General features: G+C 48.7%; 21 protein-coding genes. All 21 read right to left on the bottom strand.

The window, feature by feature from the left end; genetic code table 11:
* A partial coding sequence (locus tag AC14M5_RS22500) for a hypothetical protein (RefSeq protein WP_484031966.1) occupies positions 1–572 on the bottom strand: 572 nt, incomplete at its 3' end.
* A gap of 30 nt (positions 573–602) precedes the next feature.
* Positions 603–2,579 carry a 1-deoxy-D-xylulose-5-phosphate synthase N-terminal domain-containing protein gene (locus tag AC14M5_RS22495; protein WP_484031965.1) on the bottom strand — a complete coding sequence of 659 codons (1,977 nt, stop codon included), beginning with the start codon at positions 2,577–2,579 and terminating at the stop codon, positions 603–605.
* Positions 2,580–2,699: 120 nt separating this feature from the next.
* Complete coding sequence (locus AC14M5_RS22490) at positions 2,700–3,449, bottom strand: acylneuraminate cytidylyltransferase family protein (RefSeq protein WP_484031964.1); 750 nt, start codon at positions 3,447–3,449, stop codon at positions 2,700–2,702.
* Complete coding sequence (locus tag AC14M5_RS22485; protein ID WP_484031963.1) at positions 3,446–4,906, bottom strand: aldehyde dehydrogenase family protein; 1,461 nt, start codon at positions 4,904–4,906, stop codon at positions 3,446–3,448. Before AC14M5_RS22485 ends, AC14M5_RS22490 begins: the two co-directional genes overlap by 4 nt.
* Positions 4,907–4,937: 31 nt before the next feature.
* Positions 4,938–5,987, bottom strand: coding sequence for an N-acetylneuraminate synthase family protein (locus tag AC14M5_RS22480; RefSeq protein ID WP_484031962.1), 1,050 nt, complete (start codon positions 5,985–5,987; stop codon positions 4,938–4,940).
* A gap of 24 nt (positions 5,988–6,011) precedes the next feature.
* Positions 6,012–6,779, bottom strand: a complete 768-nt coding sequence (locus AC14M5_RS22475; RefSeq protein ID WP_484031961.1) for a TylF/MycF/NovP-related O-methyltransferase — start codon at positions 6,777–6,779, stop codon at positions 6,012–6,014.
* On the bottom strand, positions 6,776–7,759 hold the full coding sequence (locus AC14M5_RS22470) for a hypothetical protein (protein WP_484031960.1): 984 nt from the start codon (positions 7,757–7,759) through the stop codon (positions 6,776–6,778). The genes AC14M5_RS22475 and AC14M5_RS22470 overlap by 4 nt, the downstream gene beginning before the upstream one ends.
* Positions 7,760–7,765: 6 nt before the next feature.
* Positions 7,766–9,046, bottom strand: a complete 1,281-nt coding sequence (locus AC14M5_RS22465) for an ABC transporter ATP-binding protein (protein WP_484031959.1) — start codon at positions 9,044–9,046, stop codon at positions 7,766–7,768.
* A complete protein-coding gene (locus AC14M5_RS22460) occupies positions 9,043–9,900 on the bottom strand; it encodes an ABC transporter permease (RefSeq protein WP_484031958.1) in 858 nt (285 codons plus the stop codon). The genes AC14M5_RS22465 and AC14M5_RS22460 overlap by 4 nt, the downstream gene beginning before the upstream one ends.
* An 87-nt stretch (positions 9,901–9,987) precedes the next feature.
* Positions 9,988–11,088 (bottom strand): DegT/DnrJ/EryC1/StrS family aminotransferase, encoded by a 1,101-nt coding sequence (locus tag AC14M5_RS22455; RefSeq protein ID WP_484031957.1) that lies wholly within the window; start codon positions 11,086–11,088, stop codon positions 9,988–9,990.
* The gene (locus AC14M5_RS22450) at positions 11,085–11,663 is read right to left on the bottom strand and encodes an acyltransferase (protein ID WP_484031956.1); all 579 of its coding nucleotides are present in this window, start codon (positions 11,661–11,663) and stop codon (positions 11,085–11,087) included. Before AC14M5_RS22450 ends, AC14M5_RS22455 begins: the two co-directional genes overlap by 4 nt.
* Before the next feature lie 7 nt (positions 11,664–11,670).
* Positions 11,671–12,612 carry a Gfo/Idh/MocA family oxidoreductase gene (locus AC14M5_RS22445; protein WP_484031955.1) on the bottom strand — a complete coding sequence of 314 codons (942 nt, stop codon included), beginning with the start codon at positions 12,610–12,612 and terminating at the stop codon, positions 11,671–11,673.
* 16 nt (positions 12,613–12,628) lie between these two features.
* Entirely contained in the window at positions 12,629–13,096 is a 468-nt protein-coding gene (locus AC14M5_RS22440) for a winged helix-turn-helix transcriptional regulator (protein WP_484031954.1), read from the bottom strand.
* 62 nt (positions 13,097–13,158) lie between these two features.
* Complete coding sequence (gene wecB, locus AC14M5_RS22435) at positions 13,159–14,229, bottom strand: non-hydrolyzing UDP-N-acetylglucosamine 2-epimerase (protein WP_484031953.1); 1,071 nt, start codon at positions 14,227–14,229, stop codon at positions 13,159–13,161.
* Positions 14,219–15,352 carry a glycosyltransferase family 4 protein gene (locus AC14M5_RS22430; protein WP_484031952.1) on the bottom strand — a complete coding sequence of 378 codons (1,134 nt, stop codon included), beginning with the start codon at positions 15,350–15,352 and terminating at the stop codon, positions 14,219–14,221. The genes wecB and AC14M5_RS22430 overlap by 11 nt, the downstream gene beginning before the upstream one ends.
* Positions 15,353–15,355: 3 nt before the next feature.
* Positions 15,356–17,329, bottom strand: coding sequence for a hypothetical protein (locus AC14M5_RS22425; protein ID WP_484031951.1), 1,974 nt, complete (start codon positions 17,327–17,329; stop codon positions 15,356–15,358).
* A gap of 12 nt (positions 17,330–17,341) precedes the next feature.
* Positions 17,342–18,250, bottom strand: a complete 909-nt coding sequence (locus tag AC14M5_RS22420) for a lysylphosphatidylglycerol synthase transmembrane domain-containing protein (RefSeq protein ID WP_484031950.1) — start codon at positions 18,248–18,250, stop codon at positions 17,342–17,344.
* The gene (locus AC14M5_RS22415; protein WP_484031949.1) at positions 18,243–19,205 is read right to left on the bottom strand and encodes a glycosyltransferase family 2 protein; all 963 of its coding nucleotides are present in this window, start codon (positions 19,203–19,205) and stop codon (positions 18,243–18,245) included. Before AC14M5_RS22415 ends, AC14M5_RS22420 begins: the two co-directional genes overlap by 8 nt.
* The gene (locus tag AC14M5_RS22410; protein WP_484031948.1) at positions 19,202–21,067 is read right to left on the bottom strand and encodes an ArnT family glycosyltransferase; all 1,866 of its coding nucleotides are present in this window, start codon (positions 21,065–21,067) and stop codon (positions 19,202–19,204) included. The genes AC14M5_RS22415 and AC14M5_RS22410 overlap by 4 nt, the downstream gene beginning before the upstream one ends.
* Before the next feature lie 150 nt (positions 21,068–21,217).
* On the bottom strand, positions 21,218–22,180 hold the full coding sequence (gene gmd / locus AC14M5_RS22405; protein WP_484031947.1) for a GDP-mannose 4,6-dehydratase: 963 nt from the start codon (positions 22,178–22,180) through the stop codon (positions 21,218–21,220).
* Positions 22,181–22,211: 31 nt separating this feature from the next.
* Positions 22,212–23,852 (bottom strand): hypothetical protein, encoded by a 1,641-nt coding sequence (locus AC14M5_RS22400; protein WP_484031946.1) that lies wholly within the window; start codon positions 23,850–23,852, stop codon positions 22,212–22,214.
* Between the last annotated feature and the right edge of the window lie 13 nt (positions 23,853–23,865).

Here is a 23,865-nt window from a genome sequence, read left to right as displayed (position 1 = left end):
ATGGTTAATAAGACCATTACAATTGCGTTTACAATCCCAGCCAGATAAAGGGCTGGTGCAATGCAGATCAACGCCACAATCAGCGGAATGACCCATAGAGAGGGCTTTTCCAAATACTTCAACAGGTTTAAAAGAAAGAATAGATTAATAAATGTAAGCAAATATTGATTCCAAAATTCAATGGATGTTGAACGCAGAACCACGGATGTCATAGGCGGAACGAGCACAAGAAAAAAACGCCCACAAACTTGTCTGGATGAATTCCATGCCACTAATGTAAGCAAGAGGATTTGCGATATACCGAGAATTAGACTTACTGATAGTAAATTGGGTAAGTGACTTAGGAAGTAACCTAAAATGGCCATACCATTTGGGTTTGGAATCCCTGAGGCGCTGATCAAGCCAACAGGGATCTGGGTCAGTCCAAGGGTATATCCAATCCACATATTTGTTGCTTGATCTTCACGCCATTGTGAAATTTGCGCCCAGTAATACCTATCAACTAGAACGATAAGCAGAAATAAAACAAATAGAACAGCGAGAAATTTTCGGGATATCATCTTGTTCTGCATGGGGACTCCAATTTTTATATCAGACATAAATTAACCACAATACTTCATTACACGTTTGGACAACGACAGACCATCCAGTTCGTGATAGGCCAATGCCTGTTGAGGCGTGCCGCAAGCGGGATAGCCTTCCACAGCAAACTTGACCATTTGCTTGCTATTTAACAATCCGTTTTCAGCACAAGCGATAAGGATGTTATCCATCAGGCCGCCAGCAGGATGATGGTCTTCAAGCACGAAGATGTTGGAATAAGGCTTGAGTGTTTCAGCGAGCCACTTCGTATCCACACGGTTGAGCCAGGGCATATTGATAATTTTTAAACCAAAGCCACGTTCAGCGAGTAGTTCACTCGCAAGCAAGGCTTCATGCAGCATAACAGGCCCATAGGCGAACATGACCGCGTCTTTCCCCTCTGTCAGTTGAGTACCCTGCCCGAGTATAAATTGGTACCCGGCTGGAAGCGCGATGCGGCGCGGGCTTGGCCCAATGATAAGTCGCAGGGCGGAGTTTTCATCCGTTTGATTCACACAGTAGTCCATTGCCATACGGGTTTCTTCGGCGTTACAGGGTTGGATTACAAGACAGTTCGGCAGTGCGGAGAAGAGCGAAATGTCGCGCAGGCTTTGATGTGACTTACCTGGCCCAGCGGGAATCAAACCCGCATAATGTAAAGCATAAATTATTTTCGATTTCTCGCTTGCCGCATTGTAGATTTGCTCATTTGCACGCGAGGCGAGGAAACTTGCGAACGAATTCACAACTGGCAGCAAGCCCTGACGAGCAAGACCCGCCGCCATGGAAACCATATCCTGCTCGGCAATACCGTTCTCAATGAAGCGCTCGGGATAGGTGTTCTCAAAATCGCGGACTTTGCAATCAGAGGAGAGGTCAGCATCCAATACAACGATATCCTTGCGCTTGGCGGCGAGTTCTACCAATGCCTGACCATACGTTCGCGAGACATATTCATCCGTTGGCTTGAGCGTGAGGCGATCCAGTGCCGCCTGACTGAGTGGCTCACCTTCCAGCATGGATGGTACGGGCACTTTCGCCTCAGGCTCGACGGGTTGCAAAATGACCGGGTCAAGCGAGGCAGTTTTGAGGTCTGAATTGATGCGCTCAATCAGTTCATTAAATCCCTCCTCAAAGGCGGCGTCATCTGGCGCACCTGAATGCCAGGGATATAATCCTTTGCCGATTTCAAGTGCAACGGGATGTTCCATGAAGGAGATACCGCGCCCTTTGATGGTGTCGGCAATGATGATTTGTGGCTTGCCTTTAATTTGCTTCGCTTCATCAATCGCTTTTTCAAGCTGACGGAAATCGTGACCGTCAATGCGAATGACATGCCAGCCAAACGCCTTGAATTTTTCATCGAGGTTCCCAAGGTTGATAATCTCATTAACAGGTTTATCAGATTGCACTTTGTTGTTATCGACGATAACTGTGAGGTTGTCAATCTTATGATGAGCAGTCACTTGCAGGGCTTCGTAGTTCTGACCTTCCTGCAATTCACCATCGCCAGTCATTACAAACACATGTCCCTGATGACCCAGATGTTTCTTTGCCCATGCCATACCGCGTCCCTTGGAAATTCCCATCCCAAGCGAGCCTGAATTTGCTTCGATACCGTGATTGCTTATGTCTGGGTGTCCATTCAATCCGCCGAGTCGGCGCAACGCAAGAAACTTCTGATCGGGAATTTCACCGAGCGAATGTAGCACAGCGTACAGACCAGGCACATCATGTCCCTTCGAGGAGAAATAAATATCGCGGTTGTGGCTGTCAAAGCCGACCTTGAGCGTATTCATCTCTTCGTAATACATCCAGACCACAATGTCCATTGCGCTGAAACTTGAACCAAGATGGCCTGAGCCCGCACGTTTCACTTCCACGAGCGTGTTTGCACGGCACATATCTGCGATCAATTTTAGTTTTTCGTATTTCTCAATCGAAGCCTTTCGCACTCGATTGAATTCCTCGACAGGAATCAAATTCAGCTCAACCATATATTCCTCTTTTGTCCGCTAATCTTCACCAATGTTTTTGATCCGCGCCGATTAGCGTAGATTAGCGGACACTTTCTCTTTGACGTCGCGCTTCTTTTCGCGCCTGCATCTGATTCTTTTCTATAAAACTTTTTCTACCTTTGGCAGCTCCACCTCTCCCCTTACGATGAGGCGCTCCGCCAGTTCCCAATCATACGGACGGTTTACATCGAAGCCTTCAAAGCCTTCCGTAAAGAAAGGCATGACCACATTACCTGCAATTGTCCTTCCATTGAACACCACCCGTGACCACGCAATCTCCAAACTGGCATTCTGCGAATACACCTCAGGCAATGCCTGATACGGTGTGCTGTGCCAGGGCTGTTCCTCCGGTCCGATGGGCAGAAGAGGCATCATGCGGTTCCCACGCACCACCCACATCTTGCCGGGGTGTTCCTTGCACTTCTCCACCGCGCGAAGTGAGTCCACTCCTTCTTCGTTCAAGAATTCCTTCCACGCACGCCGAATGGTCGTTGGCAGGCGAAAGGGACTGGTGGGGCGCAAAATGCTGAAGCAATCGTACGCGCGCCCCATCTCCTTGAGTTTGCGAAGTGTGAAATCAATCCATTCAATATCCAGCGAGAGATCACCGGAAATATCGGCAGGCCGTAGAAAGGGAACCTCCGCATCGTACTGGCGTGAAATCTCTGCGTATTGCTCCGAATCCGTGGAAACGAAGACGGAAGAGAAGATTCCACTCTGCTTCGCTGCAGAGATCGAGTACGCGATCAACGGATGCCCTGCCAACGGATGAATATTCTTGCCCGGCACACGTTTCGAACCGGAGCGTGCGGGGATCAAGGCAATGATCGAAGGATTGGATTTGCTCATACCTGTGTTGGGTCTATGTTGATATAGACGTCCTTCAATTCGGAATAAATATTGAGCGCCTCGGTGCCCGGCTCACGCGAACCGTTGCCCGAAAGTTTGCGCCCGCCAAAAGGCATGTGCGGCTCGGAACCATGAGTCCCAGCGTTAACCACTGCCACACCCGTTTGTACTTTATCGTAAAACCTTGTCGCCCGGTGGATACTGCGCGTGTGAATGCTGGCGGTCAGTCCATACGGCGTATCGTTCGCCAATGCCAGCGCATGTTCAAAATCCTTCACACGATACAACAATGCCACGGGGCCGAACAACTCGCATTCCGATATTTCATCGTGTGGATGGACATTCTCGATCAACGTCGGGGCCATATAATAGCCCTCGCGGTGTTCATCATCGGTTAGGCGCTGACCACCGCACAAGATAGTCGCGCCATTTTGCTTTGCCTTTTCCACGGAATTTAGCATGCCAGTCAACTGGCCTTCGTTAATGACCGGGCCGAAGTCACAATCATCCGCGGTACCAACCTTCAGTTTGTTCGCGCGCTCGACAAGCATATCGCGGAATTCCTTATACACAGTTTCAAAAATAATCACCCGGCTTGTTGATGCGCAACGCTGTCCCGCATTGCTGAATGCGGAAAGCAGAACCCATTTAGCGGCGTTCTCCAAGTCGGCGTCATCGCAGACCACAAGCGGATTCTTCCCGCCCAGTTCGAGGGAGATGCGCGCAAACCGTTCCCCGGCCGAACGCTGGATGATGCGTCCCACTTCGGTCGAGCCCGTGAAACTGATCACGCCCACCTCAGGATGTTCCACCAACGGCGCGCCGGCTTCTTCGCCAAATCCCTGAAGGATGCTTAACACACCATTGGGCAGACCTGCTTCCATTGCAATTTGTCCGAATATCCAGGCAGTGGCGGGGGTATCTTCTGCCGCTTTCAAAATAGCGGCATTGCCGCAGATTAACGCGGGGAAGACCTTCCATGCCACGTTTGCAATCGGCGTGTTGGCTGCGATGATCAAACCGGCCACACCAATGGGCTGGCGAATGGTCATGGCATATTTGTTTGGCGTGCCGCTCGTGGTGGTGCGCCCATACAAACGTTGACCTTCACTGGCATAGAACAATCCGCATTGGATGGCTCCGCCTGTTTCACCCAACGCCTCTTTATGGGATTTTCCAGTTTCTGCGGCGACAATGGCAGCGATCTCACTCTGACGGTTTTGCATTCCCACCACAATCTTGTGTAGGATCATGCCGCGTTGAACAGCGGGTGTATCCGCCCAAGCAGGCTGGGCGCGTTTTGCAGCCTCGACTGCCTGAAGCACATCTTCTCGGCGGGAACGCGCTGCGCGGCAAAGGAGTTGCCCGTTTGCGGGATTTAATTTATCAAACCATTCGTCGGAAACCGCCCCTTGTTCCCGGCCATCGATCCAATTTGGTATCTCGTTTGGAAACATTACATCACCTGGCCAATCACCATGCAGTCATCTACTGCAGGTTTTCAAAGGTTATATCCTGATCTTCCAATAAGTCGTTGCGCAAAACTTTACCAATGACATTCTCAAGTTCATAAGGATGCAGACCATCGCCGGGGGATTTAATGGCGACGTCTGAGTTGGTCAAGCAATGACCAGCTGTCAGGTCGCGTGAAGCGACGAGCTTCTTTCCCATTTTCTGAATCGGGCCAACCTCATTGGGGTAGATACGCTTGACCCCATCTCCCAAAGCTATATGAGTACGATGAAGATCGCGCACCAGTTTACGCATCCCGATCGGTTCCAGTGAAAAGACATTATCAGTGCCTTTCCAGGTATGGTTAAGTGTAAAGTGCTGTTCCACAACGCGAGAACCCAGTACATAGGCAGCGACCGCCATCGCAATTCCGTTTTCATGGTCGGATAAACCTATGACCACTTCAGGGAAGCATTTGCGATAAGTGGTGATCACCCGCAGGTTAAGGTCCTGAGGTTCCGCCGGGTAGGATGCCGTGCATTGCAAAATACAAAGCTGGGTATTGATTGGCATGATGGCGTCATATGCCCGTTGAACATCCTGAAAGGTGGAGCCGCCGGTACTGATGATCATCGGCCTGCCAAATTTTGCAATGTGTTTCAGCAGGGGTATATTTTTCAGATCACCAGAGGCCACCTTGTACGCCGGCATGTCCAGGTCTGCAAGGAAATCGGCGCTCTTAACATCGAAGGCCGTGGAGAACATGGTCAGGCCAAGTTCACGAGCGTAATTTTTCAACTCAACATATTCTCCGCGCCCAAACTCCAGGGCTTCACGATGCTCACCATAGGTGGATCCAAAACTGTTCTCGTTCTCGTAGGGCTTGTTGTATGCATCACGCGTAAAGAGGGATTTGTTATCCCGCTTCTGCAATTTGACCGCATTCACGCCACATTCCTTCGCGGCCTTGAACAGATCTCTGGCTTTCTGCAGATCACCCTGGTGATTATGACCGATCTCCGCAATCACGTAACAGGTGCTGTCATCGGAGACAGTGAAATTGTCGATTGTAAGTTCTCTAGTCATTTAACTTTTCCATTCTTTGTCACCTTATAGTTTTACAAGCATATATTGACCGCTCAGCAGGGAGGTCCCAAAATAATGCGTGTGGACGGCTCTAAACTCTTGAACCGCCTTCTCGATACCGGGGCAGGTTTCAAACCCATAATCATCCAGCAATATCACGCCGCCTTCAACCAGCCTTTCATTAAAAAACTTCAGGGCGAAAATAGTCGGCTCGTAAATATCCATATCGAGATGCACAAAGTGCATTGGAAAATCCTGTACATGATGGGAAGTATCCTGAAATCGGCCTTTATACACGTCGATATTTTTGAACTCTGCCAGGTATTCCTTTACAGATTCAAAGCTTGTATCGCTGAAGGTGCCAGGTGTATGCGAAATTTCAACAGCACGGTTGATATCCTCCGCGGCATGGCCTTCGAATGTATCAAAGCAAGAATGGCGGATTTGCATATTGAGCCGTTCTGCGATGGATGCAATGAAAAAGCTTGTCCCGCCTTTGTACACGCCAACCTCAGCCAGGTTCATGGTCTGCCCCGTTTTTGTGAAGGAACTTAAATGAGCCATCACCTGGTATACCGTAAAAAGACGGTCGTAATAAAGCGAGCAACGTCCATCGCGAATGACTTTCGCTGCCAGGTCGCCAAAAACAGGAAGCGTTCTTATATCCCTTTGTTTATGCGCCGACTTGCCGAAGTAATCCGGCACATAATGATGGTCCGGCTTGCGAAAAAAAGCATCAATTCCAATGGACCGAAATACCGCCCAGACCATTGATTTAAGCCGTGATTTCATAAGGAAAGTGCTCCATTCTTTTTTGCGACGATGAGCAAAACCTCATTTGCGATCGTTTCCGCCAGTTGCGCGCGTCCATGTTGGTTCAAGTGCTCGGTGGCCTCATCCACGTGAAAAAAATATTCCGAAGATAACGCCTCACTAAGATCCAGAAAACGGACAGTGTTCTGACCGGGAAGCGGGGCAAGCAAATCACGGACCACGCCAATATTTTCACGCATCAAGTCGACAAACCCTTCTCCTACATTTCCCGCCCCGCCTTGATAATTAATGGGAGTAATGTAAACCAGCAGGTCAATGTTCAATTCGCGAAGCAGCTCTGTGATCCTGGTTAAAAACGACAGTTTCGGATTGGCTGGCGACAGTGGGTGAAGATAATGAAAAATAAAGATATGTTTTTTCCGGTAACGCTTTTCATCCTCCGTGGAGGGGCTGCTTCTAATTAGATCGTGAAACTCTCCAAGACGATTCAAGTCTGTAAACGGATATTTCACTTCCATCATCTTTTCCGTTTCAGGCAAAGGAATGGGGTCCGCTGTTTCCTTGAATATCGGTATTTCCCTTCCAGGAGACTCAATATAATTTTTTAATACATCAACCTCATCGTCAAACTGCCAGGCTGGATTCAAATCCCATTGAGGTGAAAAACTCCTCATATTAATTGGTAATATCACCAATTCTGGTTTTTGATGTGTGCATTTCAATATTTGCAAGAGGTAGTAATAGACCTTCAAGTGATATGCTGAATGGGAAATACATAAGAGGCGTTTCCTGCCCGTAAGGCGGCCTGCGACCATGCGATCCAGGGTTCTTTTATCCCTGTCATTCCATGAAATACGTTCAAGCACCGAATCGCCCAAATATAGAATTTCCGGTGCTTTCCATCGAGAGTCGTAGTTTGCCACCAGCTTTGTCAATTCCGGGTATGGCTTTGGGTTTTTCACCCAAAATGATGCAAGCAATTTCTTAAAGTTATGCATTTAAGACTAAATTCTCTTCGTGGAAGTATCCCAATTCAGCATGGGACGCACAACCCCTAATAAGTTTTGAGTGTAGTCACCACGTGCAGATGGTTTTGTCATGGAATCGTAAACCTGAAAATTAATGATGCTCCTCAGGCTCACATAATGTTTCTTCGCACCGGCCGATGCAAAAACGGAAACATTCAATGAATATTCACTTTCAGCCAATAAATGAGCAGGTACTTTTAAAGTGGAGGAATACAAACCGGTCTCTGTGCGCACCAACTCAGAAGGTTCAATGCTGGCAAATGCAATGACTCCCTGCGTGTTAAAAATAAGTGCACAGCGGAAACTCGTATTGGGCACGCCAACCCGATAGGACAAACGAACAAATATCTCCTCGTTTACATCAAATACGGATTTTGAAACCCCATCACTACTATATAAATTGATCTCCATCAGGCGGACTTCCTCCGTACCCGGAGCTTCGTTTTCATCCCACACACGGGCACCATTCTCTTCAGCAGCACCCGCAAGATATCTCGCGGTCATTTCCGCAGCAGCGCCATCCGCAACCATCTTCCCTTTATCCAAAAGTATGGCGCGGCTGCACAAACGATTGATCGCCGCCATATTATGGCTGACAAATAGAACCGTGCGCCCCTGGCCCGCATTTTCGCTTAACTTGCCAAGGCACTTGCGTTGAAAAGCAGCATCCCCAACCGCCAGCACCTCATCCACCACCATGATCTCGGGATCCAAATGTGCCGCTACGGCAAAAGCCAGGCGAACGTACATCCCGCTGGAGTAACGTTTTACCGGCGTATCCACAAACTTCTCAACCTCCGAGAAGGCTACAATTTCATCAAACTTCCTGGTTATTTCATTGCGAGACATGCCAAGGATCGCACCATTCAAATAGACATTTTCCCTGCCCGTCAATTCAGGGTGAAAGCCAGTGCCCACTTCAAGCAGACTGGCTATCCGCCCGCGCATCTTTACCTGACCGGTAGTTGGCCCGGTGACCTTTGAGAGGATCTTAAGCAAAGTGCTTTTCCCCGCGCCATTCCGTCCGATCACCCCAAGCACTTCACCCTGCTCCAACTGAAAACTGACGTCCCGCAGCGCCCAGATCAACCCATCCGTGCGATTGCCATGGTCAACCGCACCGATCTTTTCAAGAGGGTCAGGACGACCTCGTACACGCGCCCACCAGCGATTAAGGTCTTCGTACAGGGTACGATTCCCGATCACGCCAAGGCGGTATTGTTTGGAAAGGTTCTCAACAGAGATTGAAATGCTCATACGGTATCCATGAAAGTTGCTTCAATTCGATTAAAAAGCATAACCCCGACCATAAGAGTCACCAGCATAAATACAAAACTATACAGCAAATGCAGCGGATTAATACTGCCCGAACCAAGAAATGAATAACGAAACCCCTCCACAATGGAAGTCATTGGATTGGCTACAATCAGCAACTGATATTTCTCAGGGATGGACGAGAGCGGGTAAATGATCGGTGTGGCGTACATCACCAACTGCACACCAAAACGAACCAGGAATTGCAGGTCACGGAAGCGGGTGGTAAGGGCTGAAACGATAATCCCGAAGCCTAACCCAAGCCCTGCCATCACCAAAATATAAAACGGTAGCAGCAGCAGAGTCCAATTGGGAGCGACGGCCTCGTTAATTGTCAGATAATAGGCGACAAAAACAAGGAATAAAGCAAACTGGATCGCAAAGGCAATCAGGTTGGAGATCAGGATTGAAATAGGCACGGCAAGGCGGGGAAAATATACCTTGCCAAATAAATTAGAATTTGAAATAAACGTAATCGAAGTCTTATTCAAGCACTCTGCAAAGTATGCCCATATGACAGACCCGGCCAGGTAGAAAAGAAAATCAGGGACTTCATCGGTAGGAAGGGAAGCAATCCTCCCAAAGATGATGGTGAAGGTTAAAGTCGTGAGCAGGGGTTGGATCAAATACCAGAGCGGGCCAAGGATCGTTTGTTTATACACTGAAACAAAATCCCGCCATACAAACAGCATGATCAAGTCACGTGCGCGCCAAAGCTCCCCTAAACGCCAGTCCAGCCAGCTTCTTTGGGGCTTTATAACATCTGTCCACTTTTGATTTTCAAGCGTTTTTTCCATTATTTCCAATTACCTGTTTTCCGTTCCAAATTCCAGATCGAGAACTCAGCTTCTGAATCTGAGTTCTGGTATAACTGCACTTCTCTGTCAACTAACAAACCCTCTCACAGCCGCGATCACTTCATCCTGTTGAGACAGAGTCAACTCCGGGTAAAGTGGAAGCGCCAGCGTTTCAAGGGCAGCTGCCTCAGCGTGCGGGAAATCGCCTTCCTTATATCCAAACTTTCGGCATGGCACAGAGAGATGCGGCGGCAAAGGGTAATACACTTCGGAGGCAATCCCCTTCTCCTTCAAAAACGCCTGCAACGCATCACGTTTCGCGGAACGAATAATATACAAGTGATAAACATGCTTTCCCCATTCACGCTCCACAGGAGTAACAACTCCCAAAGGTGCAAGTTGTTCGGTATAACGATGCGCCAGTTCGCGGCGTTTCTCATTCCACGCATCTGCATGAGGGAATTTCGCCTGCAGGATCGCGGCCTGCAGCGCATCAAGGCGGCTGTTGTAGCCAACTTCTTCTGAATAATATTTTTTCTTCCAGCCGTGTGTGCGCAACATGCGCATGCGCTCAGCGAGTGCAGGGTCCTTTGTTAATACCATGCCTGCATCTCCAAAGGCGCCGAGGTTTTTTGTGGGGAAGAAACTCAGACAGGCAATATCGCCGAATGAACCTGTTTTTCTGCCGACGTATTCGGCACCAAAACCCTGTGCGTTATCTTCGATCACCTTTAAATTATTCTCACGCGCAATTTCAAGGATGGGCTTCATTTCAGCGGGATGGCCGTACAGATGCACTGGGATAATGGCCTTCGTCTTTGGTGTAACGACAGCTCTAATTTTGTTTACATCAATTTGATAACTCTGCGGATCCACATCCACAAATACAGGCTTCGCCCCAACAGACATCACCGTGCCAGCAGTTGCAAAAAATGTATAAGCTGGGATGATCACTTCATCGCCAGCCCCAATATTCAATGCACGCAAAGCCAAAACCAGCGCATCCGTCCCGGAAGCGAGGCCAATGGCGTGATTCACACCCAGATACGATGCAATGCTTTCCTCAAACTTTGACACCTGCGGCCCCAGAATAAAATGCCCCGACTCCAATGTGGATAATACTGCCGCATCGATCTCTTTTTTGATGGAATGGTACTGCGCCGTTAGATCAACCAACGAAATCATCATTTGCCTCTCTCTGGACTGACAACCTGGTCCTGCTTTCGATAAGCATCACCGCAACTCCGGCAGACTGCACGATCCTTCTCAAACTTCAACTGCTCACCGCACTGACACATCCATCCGCGCGCACGAGCAGGCGAGCCATATACCAGCGCATAATCTGGAACATCTTTCGTCACTACCGCGCCCGCGCCGACAAAACAATATTTACCCAAAGTCGTTCCGCACACGATCGTGGCATTCGCCCCGATGGATGCACCCTTGCGAACCAGTGTGGTTTTATATTCATCTTTTCGGCTGACATGGCTGCGTGGATTAATAACATTGGTAAAGACCATCGAGGGCCCCAGGAAAACATCATCTTCAACAATGACACCTGTATAAAGCGAAACGTTGTTTTGGATCTTTACATTATTTCCAATTGTCACATCCGAGGAAACAAGCACGTTCTGGCCAATATTACAGTGCTCGCCAATTCGTGAACGGGACATTACGTGGCAAAAATGCCATATCTTCGTACCTTTGCCGATCTCAGCGCCTTCATCAACATAACTGGATTCGTGAACAAAATAATCAGTCACAGTAACTCTACTTCTTCAAAAGCGGATGAACCAATTCATCCCGCGGTGAAATTTCTGCAGTGCGAATGGCGTAGGTCAGCCCAATCGAAGGGCGCGCGTCTGTAATTCCAAACCCGCGACCCGCAAGGGTTTCTTCATAGACTCGCGTATGAAGGTCGGTAAAGCCCTCTGAAAACTCGATCTCTTTGCCATCCACCGTAATAGAACGATAGGTTGTCTTTCCATTGGCCTTCACAGAGACTGGCAAATCATTCTTATCAACAGACAAAAACCAGCGCACACGCGCCCGCTCTAACTCAATAAATCCAGACATTCGCTGATCGTCGGAATGATAAACCTTGATACCATTAACAGAACCAAATAGCCACATTAATAAATCGAAGAAGTGGACACCAATATTTGTGGCCACGCCACCAGATTTATCTGCATGTCCCTTCCACGAGACTTGATACCATGGGCCGCGACTGGTGATATAAGTCAACTCCACATCGTGAATGGTGTTTTCCTTTTGAAGAGATTCGTGCAGCTTGATCAATTCGGGGTGCACGCGCAATTGCAAGACCGTATGGATGCGGTGCTTTGTTTCAGCTTCGATCTCTTCGAGAGCCTCCAAATTCCACGGATTGATGACCAGTGGTTTTTCACAGATTACATCTGCTCCAGAGTGCAGGGCAAGGCGGCAGTGTGAATCATGCAAATAGTTTGGCGAGCAAATTGAAACATAGTGGATGCGTCCCTCTTCAGGCCCACGGCGAAGTTTTTCCAGGTGGCGGTCAAAACGCTCAATCTCGGTAAAGAATTTCACATCAAATGAATATTGATCGAGCACACCCACAGAATCTTTTGGGTCTACAGCTGCAACCAGATGATTGCCCGTATCTCGAATGGCGCGTAAATGACGAGGCGCAATATAACCACCAACACCGATCACAGCGAAATTTTTTGGCATGGATTCCCTTTTCGTCTCATTCTTTTATTCGTTTCACTTGATATCCCTGGCCCACAGATTCAAGAATATATTCATTTGGAATATTGCTAATCTTCAATCCCGCTTCAATACAGGTGAGCCGCAAAATATCCATGATCTCATCGTCACCATTGAGATAGACATCCTGAACGCCCTGCTGTTTTAATTCCATGACAAGCATCTTTGCTTTGTCACGATAATTACCATATATCTTAAGCGAATCGCGGGCATAGGACATGGCGCGTTGGGTAAATATTTTCATGCCCTCCGAAGTAAGGTCATACTTCAATCTCGTACGGTCGAGGTGAGAGACCTTGACCCAGCCGCGAGTAATGAGGCGTTTGATATACCAATTGACGCTGCCCACAGCAATGCCCAGGCGGTCGGATAGATTCGCCTGGGTTACCATTGAGTCTTGGGCAATTTCGTTGAGAAGGGCGTATTCGTGCTGTTTAACTTCTGTCATAGTTGAGCATTCATTTTCTGAATTCTCACATAGAACCAGCCCCCTGTCAAGTCATGAAAAAATCAGCCAAGGGTGGAGGAAATTACCTTGCAGATTTGAAGCGCAGAATGACCATCCCCATATAAAGAAGCGCGTTTCCTCTGCGGGTGCCAGTTGTTGTACATCTCTACGATCAAATCCGTGTTCACACCCACAAGTTTATTCCAACCGGCAGATACTGTTTCCACCCATTCTGTCTCTTCGCGCAAGGTGATACAGCGTACCCCTACAAGGTATGCTTCCTTTTGCACGCCGCCCGAATCAGTCAAAATACAATTGGCATTTTCAAGCAATACCAGCATATCAAAGTAACCAACCGGCTCAACCATCCGCACATTTGAACCGGCCGAAATACCCCATTCCTGGATAATTTTGCGAGTGCGCGGGTGTACAGGAAAAATGACCTGGGTGTTTAACATTCCCAATGCCGCAAGTATCGAGCGCATCCGTTCCGCGTCATCTGTGTTGGCGGCGCGATGAACTGTAGCCAGCGCATACTCTCCCGTCTTCAATCCAAGCTGCTGCAAAATTTTTGATTTTGTACGGGCATTGGTCAGGTTATGCAAAAGCGCGTCATACATTACGTCCCCCACGCGATGGACGCCTTTTACAATTCCCTCTTTTGCCAGATTTTCTACAGCCGCATCTGTAGGGCAAAATAACATGGTGGACATGTGATCTGTTAAAACGCGATTCACTTCCTCTGGCATCGCTCTGTTATATGACCTCAAACCTGCTTCCACATGTGCAAGCGGAATCTCCGCCTTAGCTGCTGCGAGCGCCGCCGCCAGAGTGGAATTGGTATCACCATAAACAAGCACGCAATCGGGCTTCACCGTATTTAAGATTTTTTCGATTTCGATCAGCATTTTGCCAGTCTGTTCGCCGTGTGTGCCGCCTCCCACACCCAGGTTAAAGTCAGGCTTTCTCATTTCCATTTCTTCAAAGAAAACATCGGACATGCCATAATCATAATGCTGGCCGGTATGGATCATCACTTCACGAAATGACGAGACTAACGCGCGGGATACCGGAGCCGCCTTGATAAATTGAGGCCGCGCTCCAACAATGGAAGCAATGGTTTTAATCCCCATTTACCACACCCTGCATTATCTTTTGATATTGATCGACAACTTTTTGTATGTCAAAATCGCGCGATTTTTCAGCGCTGGCTTTGCGGAATTGCAGAAGGGTTTCAGGGTTGGAAACAAGCTCGCGCAAGGCTTGTGAAAATGCATCCTTGTCTTTCACTTCAATCAAGTAGCCGTTGCCTGCATGGTCAACCAAATCCAGAAAGCCGCCAATTCGGCTGGCAACGATAGCCAATCCCTTTGCAAGCGCCTGCACACCGACAACAGGCAGCCCTTCGGAATAAGATGGCATGAATAAAATATCGCTATTCGAAAATTGATTGAGAACATCATCAGGCGTGACCCAGCCGGGCAGGTCAAATCGCTTAGCCATGTCATGCTTTGCGATTTCCTCTACTATTTCTACAAACATAGGCCCATCCCCCAGCATGGTACACGTCCAGTTGAGGTCTTTGAGTTGGGCAAGGATCTTCACGATAGCAATTGGATTTTTCTGCGATACAAAGCGCCCGGCAAAGACCAGGCGAGGATGCGCATTTAATCTGATTTCGGCTGGAACCAGGTGTAATACATCTGCACCATTTGGGATTACTTGGATATCGACTGAATAATGTTTCAAAGCCAGTTGACGAGTAAACTCGCTAACAGCCACTACTTTTTTGGCACGCTTCCAGATGGGCTTTGTAAACGGCTCAAGCCAGCGGAACCAATTGCCTGTTTTCTCTGGAACGCCGCCCGGAACATCACCCAGATGCGCGGTCAAAATGTAGGGAGTGCCAGTCAATACGGACAACATCCATGCGAGAGCGCCAGATGGGACAGCGAAATGGGTGTGAATGATATCGGGACGGTAAAGGTAAATTAAACGGAGCCCGGCCCAAAGTCCAGCCAGAACGAAGGCTAGCATGGTGGAAAAACTCGCGCCATAGGATTCGGTCCGCAGAGATGAAATCCTGATCACGCGAATTCCATCCGCATTTTCCTGAAAAGGAAGGCCCTTCATATGCGCGGTGAGGACGGTGACATCATGCCCGCGAGCAACGAGTTCCCTGCAAATGTCGTAGGCAGCCCTGCCCCCTCCGCCACCGATGGGTGGAAATTCATAAATGACTGTGAGGATGCGCATGAACTATTCCGAGAAAGGATCCTTGCACTCCACCTGCTTTGGGCGCGGCTCATAGATTTGAATGTTATTCGAGACCAGGGTTACAACAGGTTTGTAATTGCATAACAAAGGCGCGCCTGCGTAACGAACCCAGGCTACATTTTCCTCCACGAAGGAGCCCTGTTTTTGCTGGGTAAACTTTTGATCTTCCGCAATCACCAACGCAAAGCGGCGGTTATGTAAATCCGCATAATAACCTTCAAGATACGGGCGGTTGCGTGACATCGCCATTTCCATCAATTCACTTTGTTCATATTCGGGCACGAGCACAATGCCGTTTAAATAATCAAATGTGATGAGTTGGCGCTCCGTGATGAATAACACCTCGCCGCCGTTTTGAACGGCTTTCAAAACCGTCTCCTGCAAGGTTTGGATATCCTGCTTTGCAATTGACTCATTATAGGATGGATAAAAGCCGATGTGCCGGATCGCAAATCCAAGCGGAATCAGCAAGCCGGCAGCGACTACATTCCAACTCACCTTGCCCCACATCGGAGCCGCCTCTTCCTCCGCCGCCACCTGTTCGGCCCAAAAAGCAGTGATCAACACCGACAGCATCACCAGGTACGCATCCATATTGTGGAGATCGCCGCCACCGCCAATCTTTGTGCTGACCAACGCTCCGCCAACGAATAAAACCAGAAGCATGGCGAATAAGGCAAGCCAACGCAGAGGATGGAGGTAAGTTGTCTTCCCGCGAGTGATTTGATAAATCGCAGCAAAGGATGCAGCGGAGATCAACAAAATGCCCGGAATGATTCCCATTGGGAAGGTTTCATTCGGGAGCAGGCGTGCCCAGATCAGATCTGAAGTGAAGCTGGAGCCAAAAGCGCTAAGATCGGCATTGCCGGAGATTTGAATATAAACGAATTGAGAAAACAGGGCAGTGACAAATCCGCTCACGCCCCATACAAAAGGAGTAACCCAGTACTTCCAGCCTTTGTCCGCGAGCGGTGTTTCAAGAATATAAATCGTTATCGCCAACATGGCAGGGACAGGGAACCAGTTCACGCGGCTGATGCCTGCCCATGCTGAAGCAAGGAGGATAAAAATCAGCGAACGTGATTTATTCCGAATAGATACCCCGGCTAAAACAAGAATAACGCAGACTTGCAGGTGATAGTACACCGCGCCTTGTAAAAAAAACAAAAACGCCCATGCAGTTGCAAAGACAGTCACGCCACGGCTCATTTTCATCCTTCGCGCGAGGAGACAGGACGAGGCCAACGTTAGCGCAAACCAAAGGAATGCCTGCCAAAAGCGATGGAACCATAATGGCAAGCCTTCAATTAGAAATGGAATGGAGAGCAGCAAATAACGGGAGGGATGCAGGAAAGGCAGCGGAAGTTTCATCCTATATACGGATTCAGAGAAAAACAAAGAGGCGTAATAATGACGTCCCGCCTCAGAATAGCCCATCGAGAAGGGATTGGCAGAAGTGATGGCAAAAATACCATATGCTTGATAAATCATTCCCTGCACCAGCAAAACAATTGCAAAGGCAATATGCCATTTGAGGGAATTGCGAATCAATTTCAAACCCAGAGTTTGAAGCAGGCTTGCCCACAAAAACACCCAAAAAATCGGCATCACTTGTGGGAACGTTTCACCAAGGATATATAAACGAGTAACCCAAACTAGTAGAAAGCCTGACACGATAAGTAAAACACCAAGTGCCAGGCGCAGTGGATTATCGGATCGTAGCTCAAGCCCATCCATCCACAAAGTGATGCGATCCAGAAATGCTGAGCGAGCCAGCCACAGACCAATAATTGCTGTTAGTGCAAATACACCTACGAGTCCAATCCACTTGGAGCGCAGGAGGATGATTTCCAATTCGTTAGTACGTTGAATGGTTTGAGGGATCGCCAGGGCACTGACAATTACCAGCGCCCAGATCCACGTTTGCAGAAATTTCCTTGTTGATATGGCTTCCATGCCTCACCCGTCTTATTCTGCCAGTTCAGCTTTTTTCTCGTTCATTGCTGCAAGAATGGATGGCAAAAAGAATGCCCCCGGCAGGCTGGTGATAATGAATAACACGCGAGTCAACAAGGCAACCGTTGCGCTTTCGGAGGAACTTAACCCGCCTAACTGGGTAAGCAGAAAAGTCATGGAGAGTTCCTGTACGCCCAAGCCATTAATAGAAATGGGGAAGAGCGTTACGAAGTACGTCAGGGTATATAAACCTGCGATCAACCAGTAAGAGACCTGATGATCAATACCAAGGAGAAGAAGATAAATTGCCAAATAGATAAATGCCATGTTGCCAAAGGTGGCAATCAGGGAGCCGCTCAACGCCATCGGCTTTGTAACCCAGATGGAAAGCGACTCAAATGTACGTTTGGCAAAACCCATGCCTTTTTGAACCAGGGCAGAAACAGCAATGGATTGCGAGACTCCGCTATTCAGTGAAAATACAGGGATCAAACCCAAAGGGAGAGCCACGCTCATTCCTGCCAAACCAATTAATCGGTCCGCTACGAGCGAGGCAACGCAGACGGCACGGTCATAGCCTAATTGCATCGCACCGGCCAGCCGCACCACATCCCCACCAATGGTCGTGGGTAAAAAGTTGGACGAAAAATTACCGGTAAAGGTCAACATGATCGAGCGAAGAAAAGAATTTTCCACACCTGCCGACTTGAGCAATATGTGCCAGCGTGTGGCGGCAAACAAACGCGAGATGGTCAGTGCCACAACAGCTGCGAGGAAGTATCCGATGGAAACACGCCGCAACGCAGAAAAAAGTTTTCCATCCCCCTCTTCTTCAAGCAAAACGATCAAGAGCGCCAGTGCCAGAAGGCTGCCCGCCACACGCACAGCGATCTGGCGGTTTTCACGCAACCACTTAATCACGAGGGTTCCGTTTCAGGTTGACCATGGTGCGAATTCTATAAGTGGGCTTTCGCTGGGATTCATGATACGTGCGCACCAGCAATTCAGCGATCAACCCCATCAATATGGCTTGAACGCCCAGGATAAAAAACATGGCGCTCATCTGCAGCAACGGAGAATTCGCAATGCTGACAAAAAAGAACATACGCCGCACAAAAAGATAAAGCATGATCATTGCGCTGACAACCATCAGGAAACTGCCTGCGCCGCCGAAAAGGTAGATCGGCTTCGAGGCATAGGAAACCAGGAATTTCACCGTAAACAGATCCAGCACGACCTTAACGGTTCTTTCCAGCCCGTATTTGGTCTTTCCAAATTTGCGTGGGTGGTGGCGGACGGGGACCTCAGTGATATGTGCCCCAACAGAATCAGCGAAGACGGGAATAAAGCGGTGCATCTCGCCATATAAACGAAATCCCTCGAGGACATCACGGCGATATGCCTTGAGGGTGCAGCCGTAATCATGCAAGTGCACACCTGTCACACGCGAGATCAACGAATTAGCAAGCATGGACGGGAAATTACGCGTAATGGCATTATCTTTTCTTTGCCTGCGCCAACCGCTGACGAGATCGTAGCCCTCATCTAATTTGGCAAGCATCATGGGTATATCTGCGGGGTCGTTCTGCATATCGGCATCGATCAGAACGATGATCTCACCTTGTGAATAATCCAATCCTGCGACAATGGCGGCGGTCTGCCCAAAATTTCGGCGAAAGGCGATCACGCGGATATGCACAGGGTCTTTTTCAGCATATTCTTTCAGGATGGATAAACTTTTATCGTTGCTGCCATCATCCACCAGAATCAACTCCCATGATCGATCCAGGGTATTCATAGTGCTGTAGATAGAGTCAAACAGGAGCGGGAGGGTATCTTGTTCGTTAAAGACCGGGGTCACGATTGATAGATTCATGGAATTCTGTGAAATATCCTTAATTCAGCCCCCTCATTGCAAGAAGGTGCTGTCGGTGGTTTTTCGTACTCTTCAAAATCCTGTGGATTCAGAAAATCCTTCCAGGATGAAAACCGTTTGGCTTCAATAATGAATACGTCTGCACTATTCTTCCACTCGGTATCCAGTTCACTGTTCCAATGGCTGAAGCGGTGAAGGGTTTCAGGGTCGCCGCCGAACCGAAAGGTGTAGCCATCGTTGATCTGGGTCGGAAAAATATGCACATCCAGTACATAGACCATGGGCGTAAAAGCATTTCCACCGTCCCAATATACCAGACTATCAGGTGGGATGACTCTGTCAAGATGCGCACCAAGTTGTTCATTCGCAAGGATCAAGTCCTGTTTGCAACCCACCCTGCTCTCGCCCAAGTGCAGTATAGGGGAAAGCATCAGCCCAATGATGAGATAGGCATTGAGCAATACAGGAGTAAAGGGAAACTCTTTTTTACGGCGCCACCAAAAAAAGGACAGAGCAAGAACAACAAGCCCAGCAAATAAGCCCAGCGCAGAACTGATAGCCCGCTTGATCTCAGGCAGGTTAAGCCCAAGCCCATATTTCAACATATCAACCAAGGCGGCTGTGCCTGGTAAAAACTGACCTTCCCTGATGCGCGGCACAGGCAGGTTGAGTAAAGTAGCACCGACATTCTCGAATAACGAAAAGCCAATCCCTGTGGAAACAAGCAATATGAAGATGACCAGAAGGAATTTTACAAAACGGGGATAATGTAGTTTGGGAGAAGCAGAAAAAACGACCGCGACCAGCAAGATACCCAATGGATCAAAAAATGTCAGATAGTTTGAAAAACAAAAAACGCAGCTATAACTTTCGTATTGACTCGCCAAGGCCGCCCAGGCATGCATGGCAAGCAGGGTGAAAAATGACAAAGCGAGGAAAACAGCCGCTCGTATGGCGGGAGCAGATTTCCAGTCCCGTGGGAACGACCAGTGGATTAGGGCGAAAATTCCACCAATCACTGCGATAAAGTGATAACGGATCCCCTGAAAGAAAGCATTCGTCCGATTCCAAAAATCAATGGATGGGTCCCAGATCGGTACCGCATCTTTGGGCATCCGATATGCATCAAGGAATGGGGTTAGATTCTCAGGAAGCCAAGGCGCCCAAATGGTTAAGATATTGGGCCAGTAATAAGCGTGCACAGCCAGAAAAACAAATGAAGTTGTTGCCAAAGACCAGATTCCCTTTTGTTTGCCATGCTGCCAGAAAACATATAAGACCAATAATGGCAATATCAGAATCATATTCTGACGCGTCAGTACTGCAAACGCAGCGAGAATGGAACCAAGAATGATCTGCCATAACGGGCGTTCTTCATCGAGCACAAACACACATATCCACGCCAGCATGGATGCGATGATCACTTCTGAGACGGTACGCGCATGTAACTTGATGATCATCGGGCTGAGTGCAAAGACCCAAACCGCTCCCGCGGCGATCCATTTGCCAGCCCAGCGACGCGCTGTGATCCAAACACCGAGCACGGTAAGCAAACCCATGAAAATGGAAAAGAAACGACCCGTCCGCAAGCCAGGGCCGAATAAAAATTCAGCAAAGCCGGGGATCAAAAATGCAAATGGAGCTTTGTTAGTCAGCGGGCCATAAGGCTCGAACGGCTCATAGACTCCACGCAGATATAAAATCCCCTTTAATAAATAGGAACCCTCGTCCAGGCTGGAGACGGTGGTGTATGCATAAACCACGGCCTGGATTAAATAAAGAAGCGCCCCCAGGCCTGCCAGCAATGCCGGCGTCCATGAAGGCAACTCTTTGTTCTTCAAATAACCAAGTTTTTTCGGCATAAATTATGATACCCAAGATCGTCATTGCGAGGAGGGTATTTGCTCTTTTCTGCACCAAACGCAGGACGGTGTCCAACGAAGCAATCCCTAATGCAGTGAGGAGATTGCTTCGGGCAAAAACAAGAACGCCCTCGCAATGACGAACTACGGTTACCCCTTCTTCAAACGCGCTAAATCAGAATCTACCATCATTTTCACAAGTTCCTTGAATGAAACCGCGGGTTCCCATTTTAATTCGCCGCGCGCTTTGGATGGGTCCGAGATCAGTAAATCTACCTCGGCAGGGCGGTAGAACTTTTCATCCATTACAACATATTCCTTATAATCCAAGTCTACATTCGAGAATGCGATCTCGCAAAATTCACGCACCGCATGGGTTTCACCAGTGCCGATCACGTAATTATCAGGATGATCCTGCTGAAGCATCAACCACATAGCTTCTACATAATCACCAGCAAAGCCCCAATCCCGCTGGGCTTCGAGATTGCCGAGGCGTAATTCCTTTGCCATGCCGAGTTTGATCTTTGCAACAGCGTTTGAGATTTTTCGGGTCACAAATTCCATGCCGCGGCGTGGACTTTCATGATTGAATAAAATACCAGATGTCGCAAACATATCGAATGACTCTCGATAATTGACCGTGATCCAATGACCATAAACCTTCGCCACACCATATGGGCTGCGTGGATAGAAAGGCGTCTCTTCTTTTTGCGGAACTTCCAGCACCTTGCCAAACATTTCGCTCGAAGAAGCCTGATAGAAACGGATCTTCGGGTTCACAAAACGAATGGCTTCCAGTAGACGGGTTACACCAATAGCCGTGACATCACCCGTCAACGCAGGTTGGTTCCATGAAGTTGGCACAAAAGATTGCGCGGCGAGGTTATAAACTTCAGTAGGTTTATATTCTTCAAGCAATGAAAGCAGGGAACCCTGGTCTTGTAAATCCCCCTGAACGACGGTTATATCATCCACAATATGGTGAATGCGCTCATAATTTACAGTGCTGGAACGACGTGCAACGCCGATAACGCGGTATCCTTTTTTCAATAATAACTCGGCCAGGTATGAACCATCCTGTCCTGTAATTCCCGTAATAATAGCGGTGGGCATCTTATCTCCTAGTCAAAATTCAGTTGCTGAATTATACACCATGCGAGGCGCGCTGTTTTTGGTCACGCCACAATCCCCAAATGATAATCACCCCCCACAAACCAAGAATGATCCCCACCATATAAGCAAATGATAATTGCACGCCAATATGCAAATAACGATTCGCATACCATTGACCAAACACCGCCACAAAGGCAATCTCCATCGCAATCACACGCAGGAACCACGCATTCCTCGTCTCCTGCCACCAAACCCAGACATAGCCCGCCAAGATAGCCTGCCACAAAAACAGGATCGCACGATAACGCGGATTATCCCATTGGTCGCCGCCGCCGCGCAAAGCTGTCAACAGGATCCAGGTCCATACGACCAGACTTAACCAGATGAGGATGCTTCGGCTCCGCTCAGCACGCTTTTTATCCGCGCCCGCACCTGCCGAGGCGACAAAAGAGAGGATCAAAGCTGGTAGCAACGCGTACCAGCCCACAGCACGCAAAATGCCAATGATTCGCCAGATAGGTATGGTTGGCACAATAAATATTGCAGGCAAGACAGGTTGTAAAACACCATATATCGTCACAAAAGGCAAACGCAGCCATTCGGGCATTTCATCGAAAAGTTTTTGCACCCAGCCCGAGCCGCGCTCCAGTTGATACACATCCCACTTGACCGCTTCGCGCATGAAATTGTTGATCACACCAATCGGAGTCCCGCCGCCTAAATTCCCATCCCGATCCAAAGCGGACGAAAGAATGAATAGCCCAACTATAAACACGATGACCGCAATTGCGACCATCCACCACGAAATATGTCCGCGTTCACTGGTGAAATATAACCACCCACCTAAAATTACTAGAGTTACCAAAGCCACAGACGGTGAGACAAGCAACATGCCAGAAATGCCAAGCCCAAGCCAGAGAATTGCCTGGCGGTTGAGTAGTCCCGAGCGTTTTTCGAGGAGCGTATCGCGAAGTCCCCGAAGGGGGGACCCGCCCCAACTTACAAATCCCCATAACGCAAACGCACTGAATGCCATCAGGTAAGGTTCACGCATGGCTGAGCCGCCAAGCAAGACACTTTCAGGATAAAGCGCAAAGATCCAACCCGATGCGAATGCCATATTTGCGCCCCACTCCTGAGCAACCGCCTTCCACAAAAACGGCAGGCCCAATGCCCCCATGAAAGCGGATAGCAATACCAGCATCAACACACGATGCGCATCAGGCGAAAGATAACGGTAGACCAATGCGCTAAACGCCAGCAAGCCGCCGTATTGATCGTATGCGAATTTCTCGTTGAACGCATCCATGATCGGGCGGTCAGAACCCGCCAACTCCCAAGCCTGCGCATCGCGACGATGCGCATCTGTGTATACAAAACCAGCGCTTTGATCTTCATCATCCACATAGCCGTGGATCGGAAGCGCAAAGTACGTAGTTACGCCACCAACGAATCGCAAAGCGAAGGCAAGCGCTACCATCCATCCCAAAGCCTTCCCACCGCCCGCCCATCTTGTGGAAAGTGTCAGCAATGAAAAAGAAAGAAGAAAGAGGAAAGAGAAGGCCAACCAGCCAGTGAACCAACTGCCAGGTTGAAGCGAAGTTAGAATCGCTCCCAATCCAAGCGAGGATGGCACGATCCACAAAAAATCAAGTTGATTTAAGTTCTTCATATCCCCACTTTTA

This window comes from Candidatus Villigracilis sp., from assembly GCF_057083605.1.
This window is presented reverse-complemented; position numbering and strand designations above follow the sequence as displayed.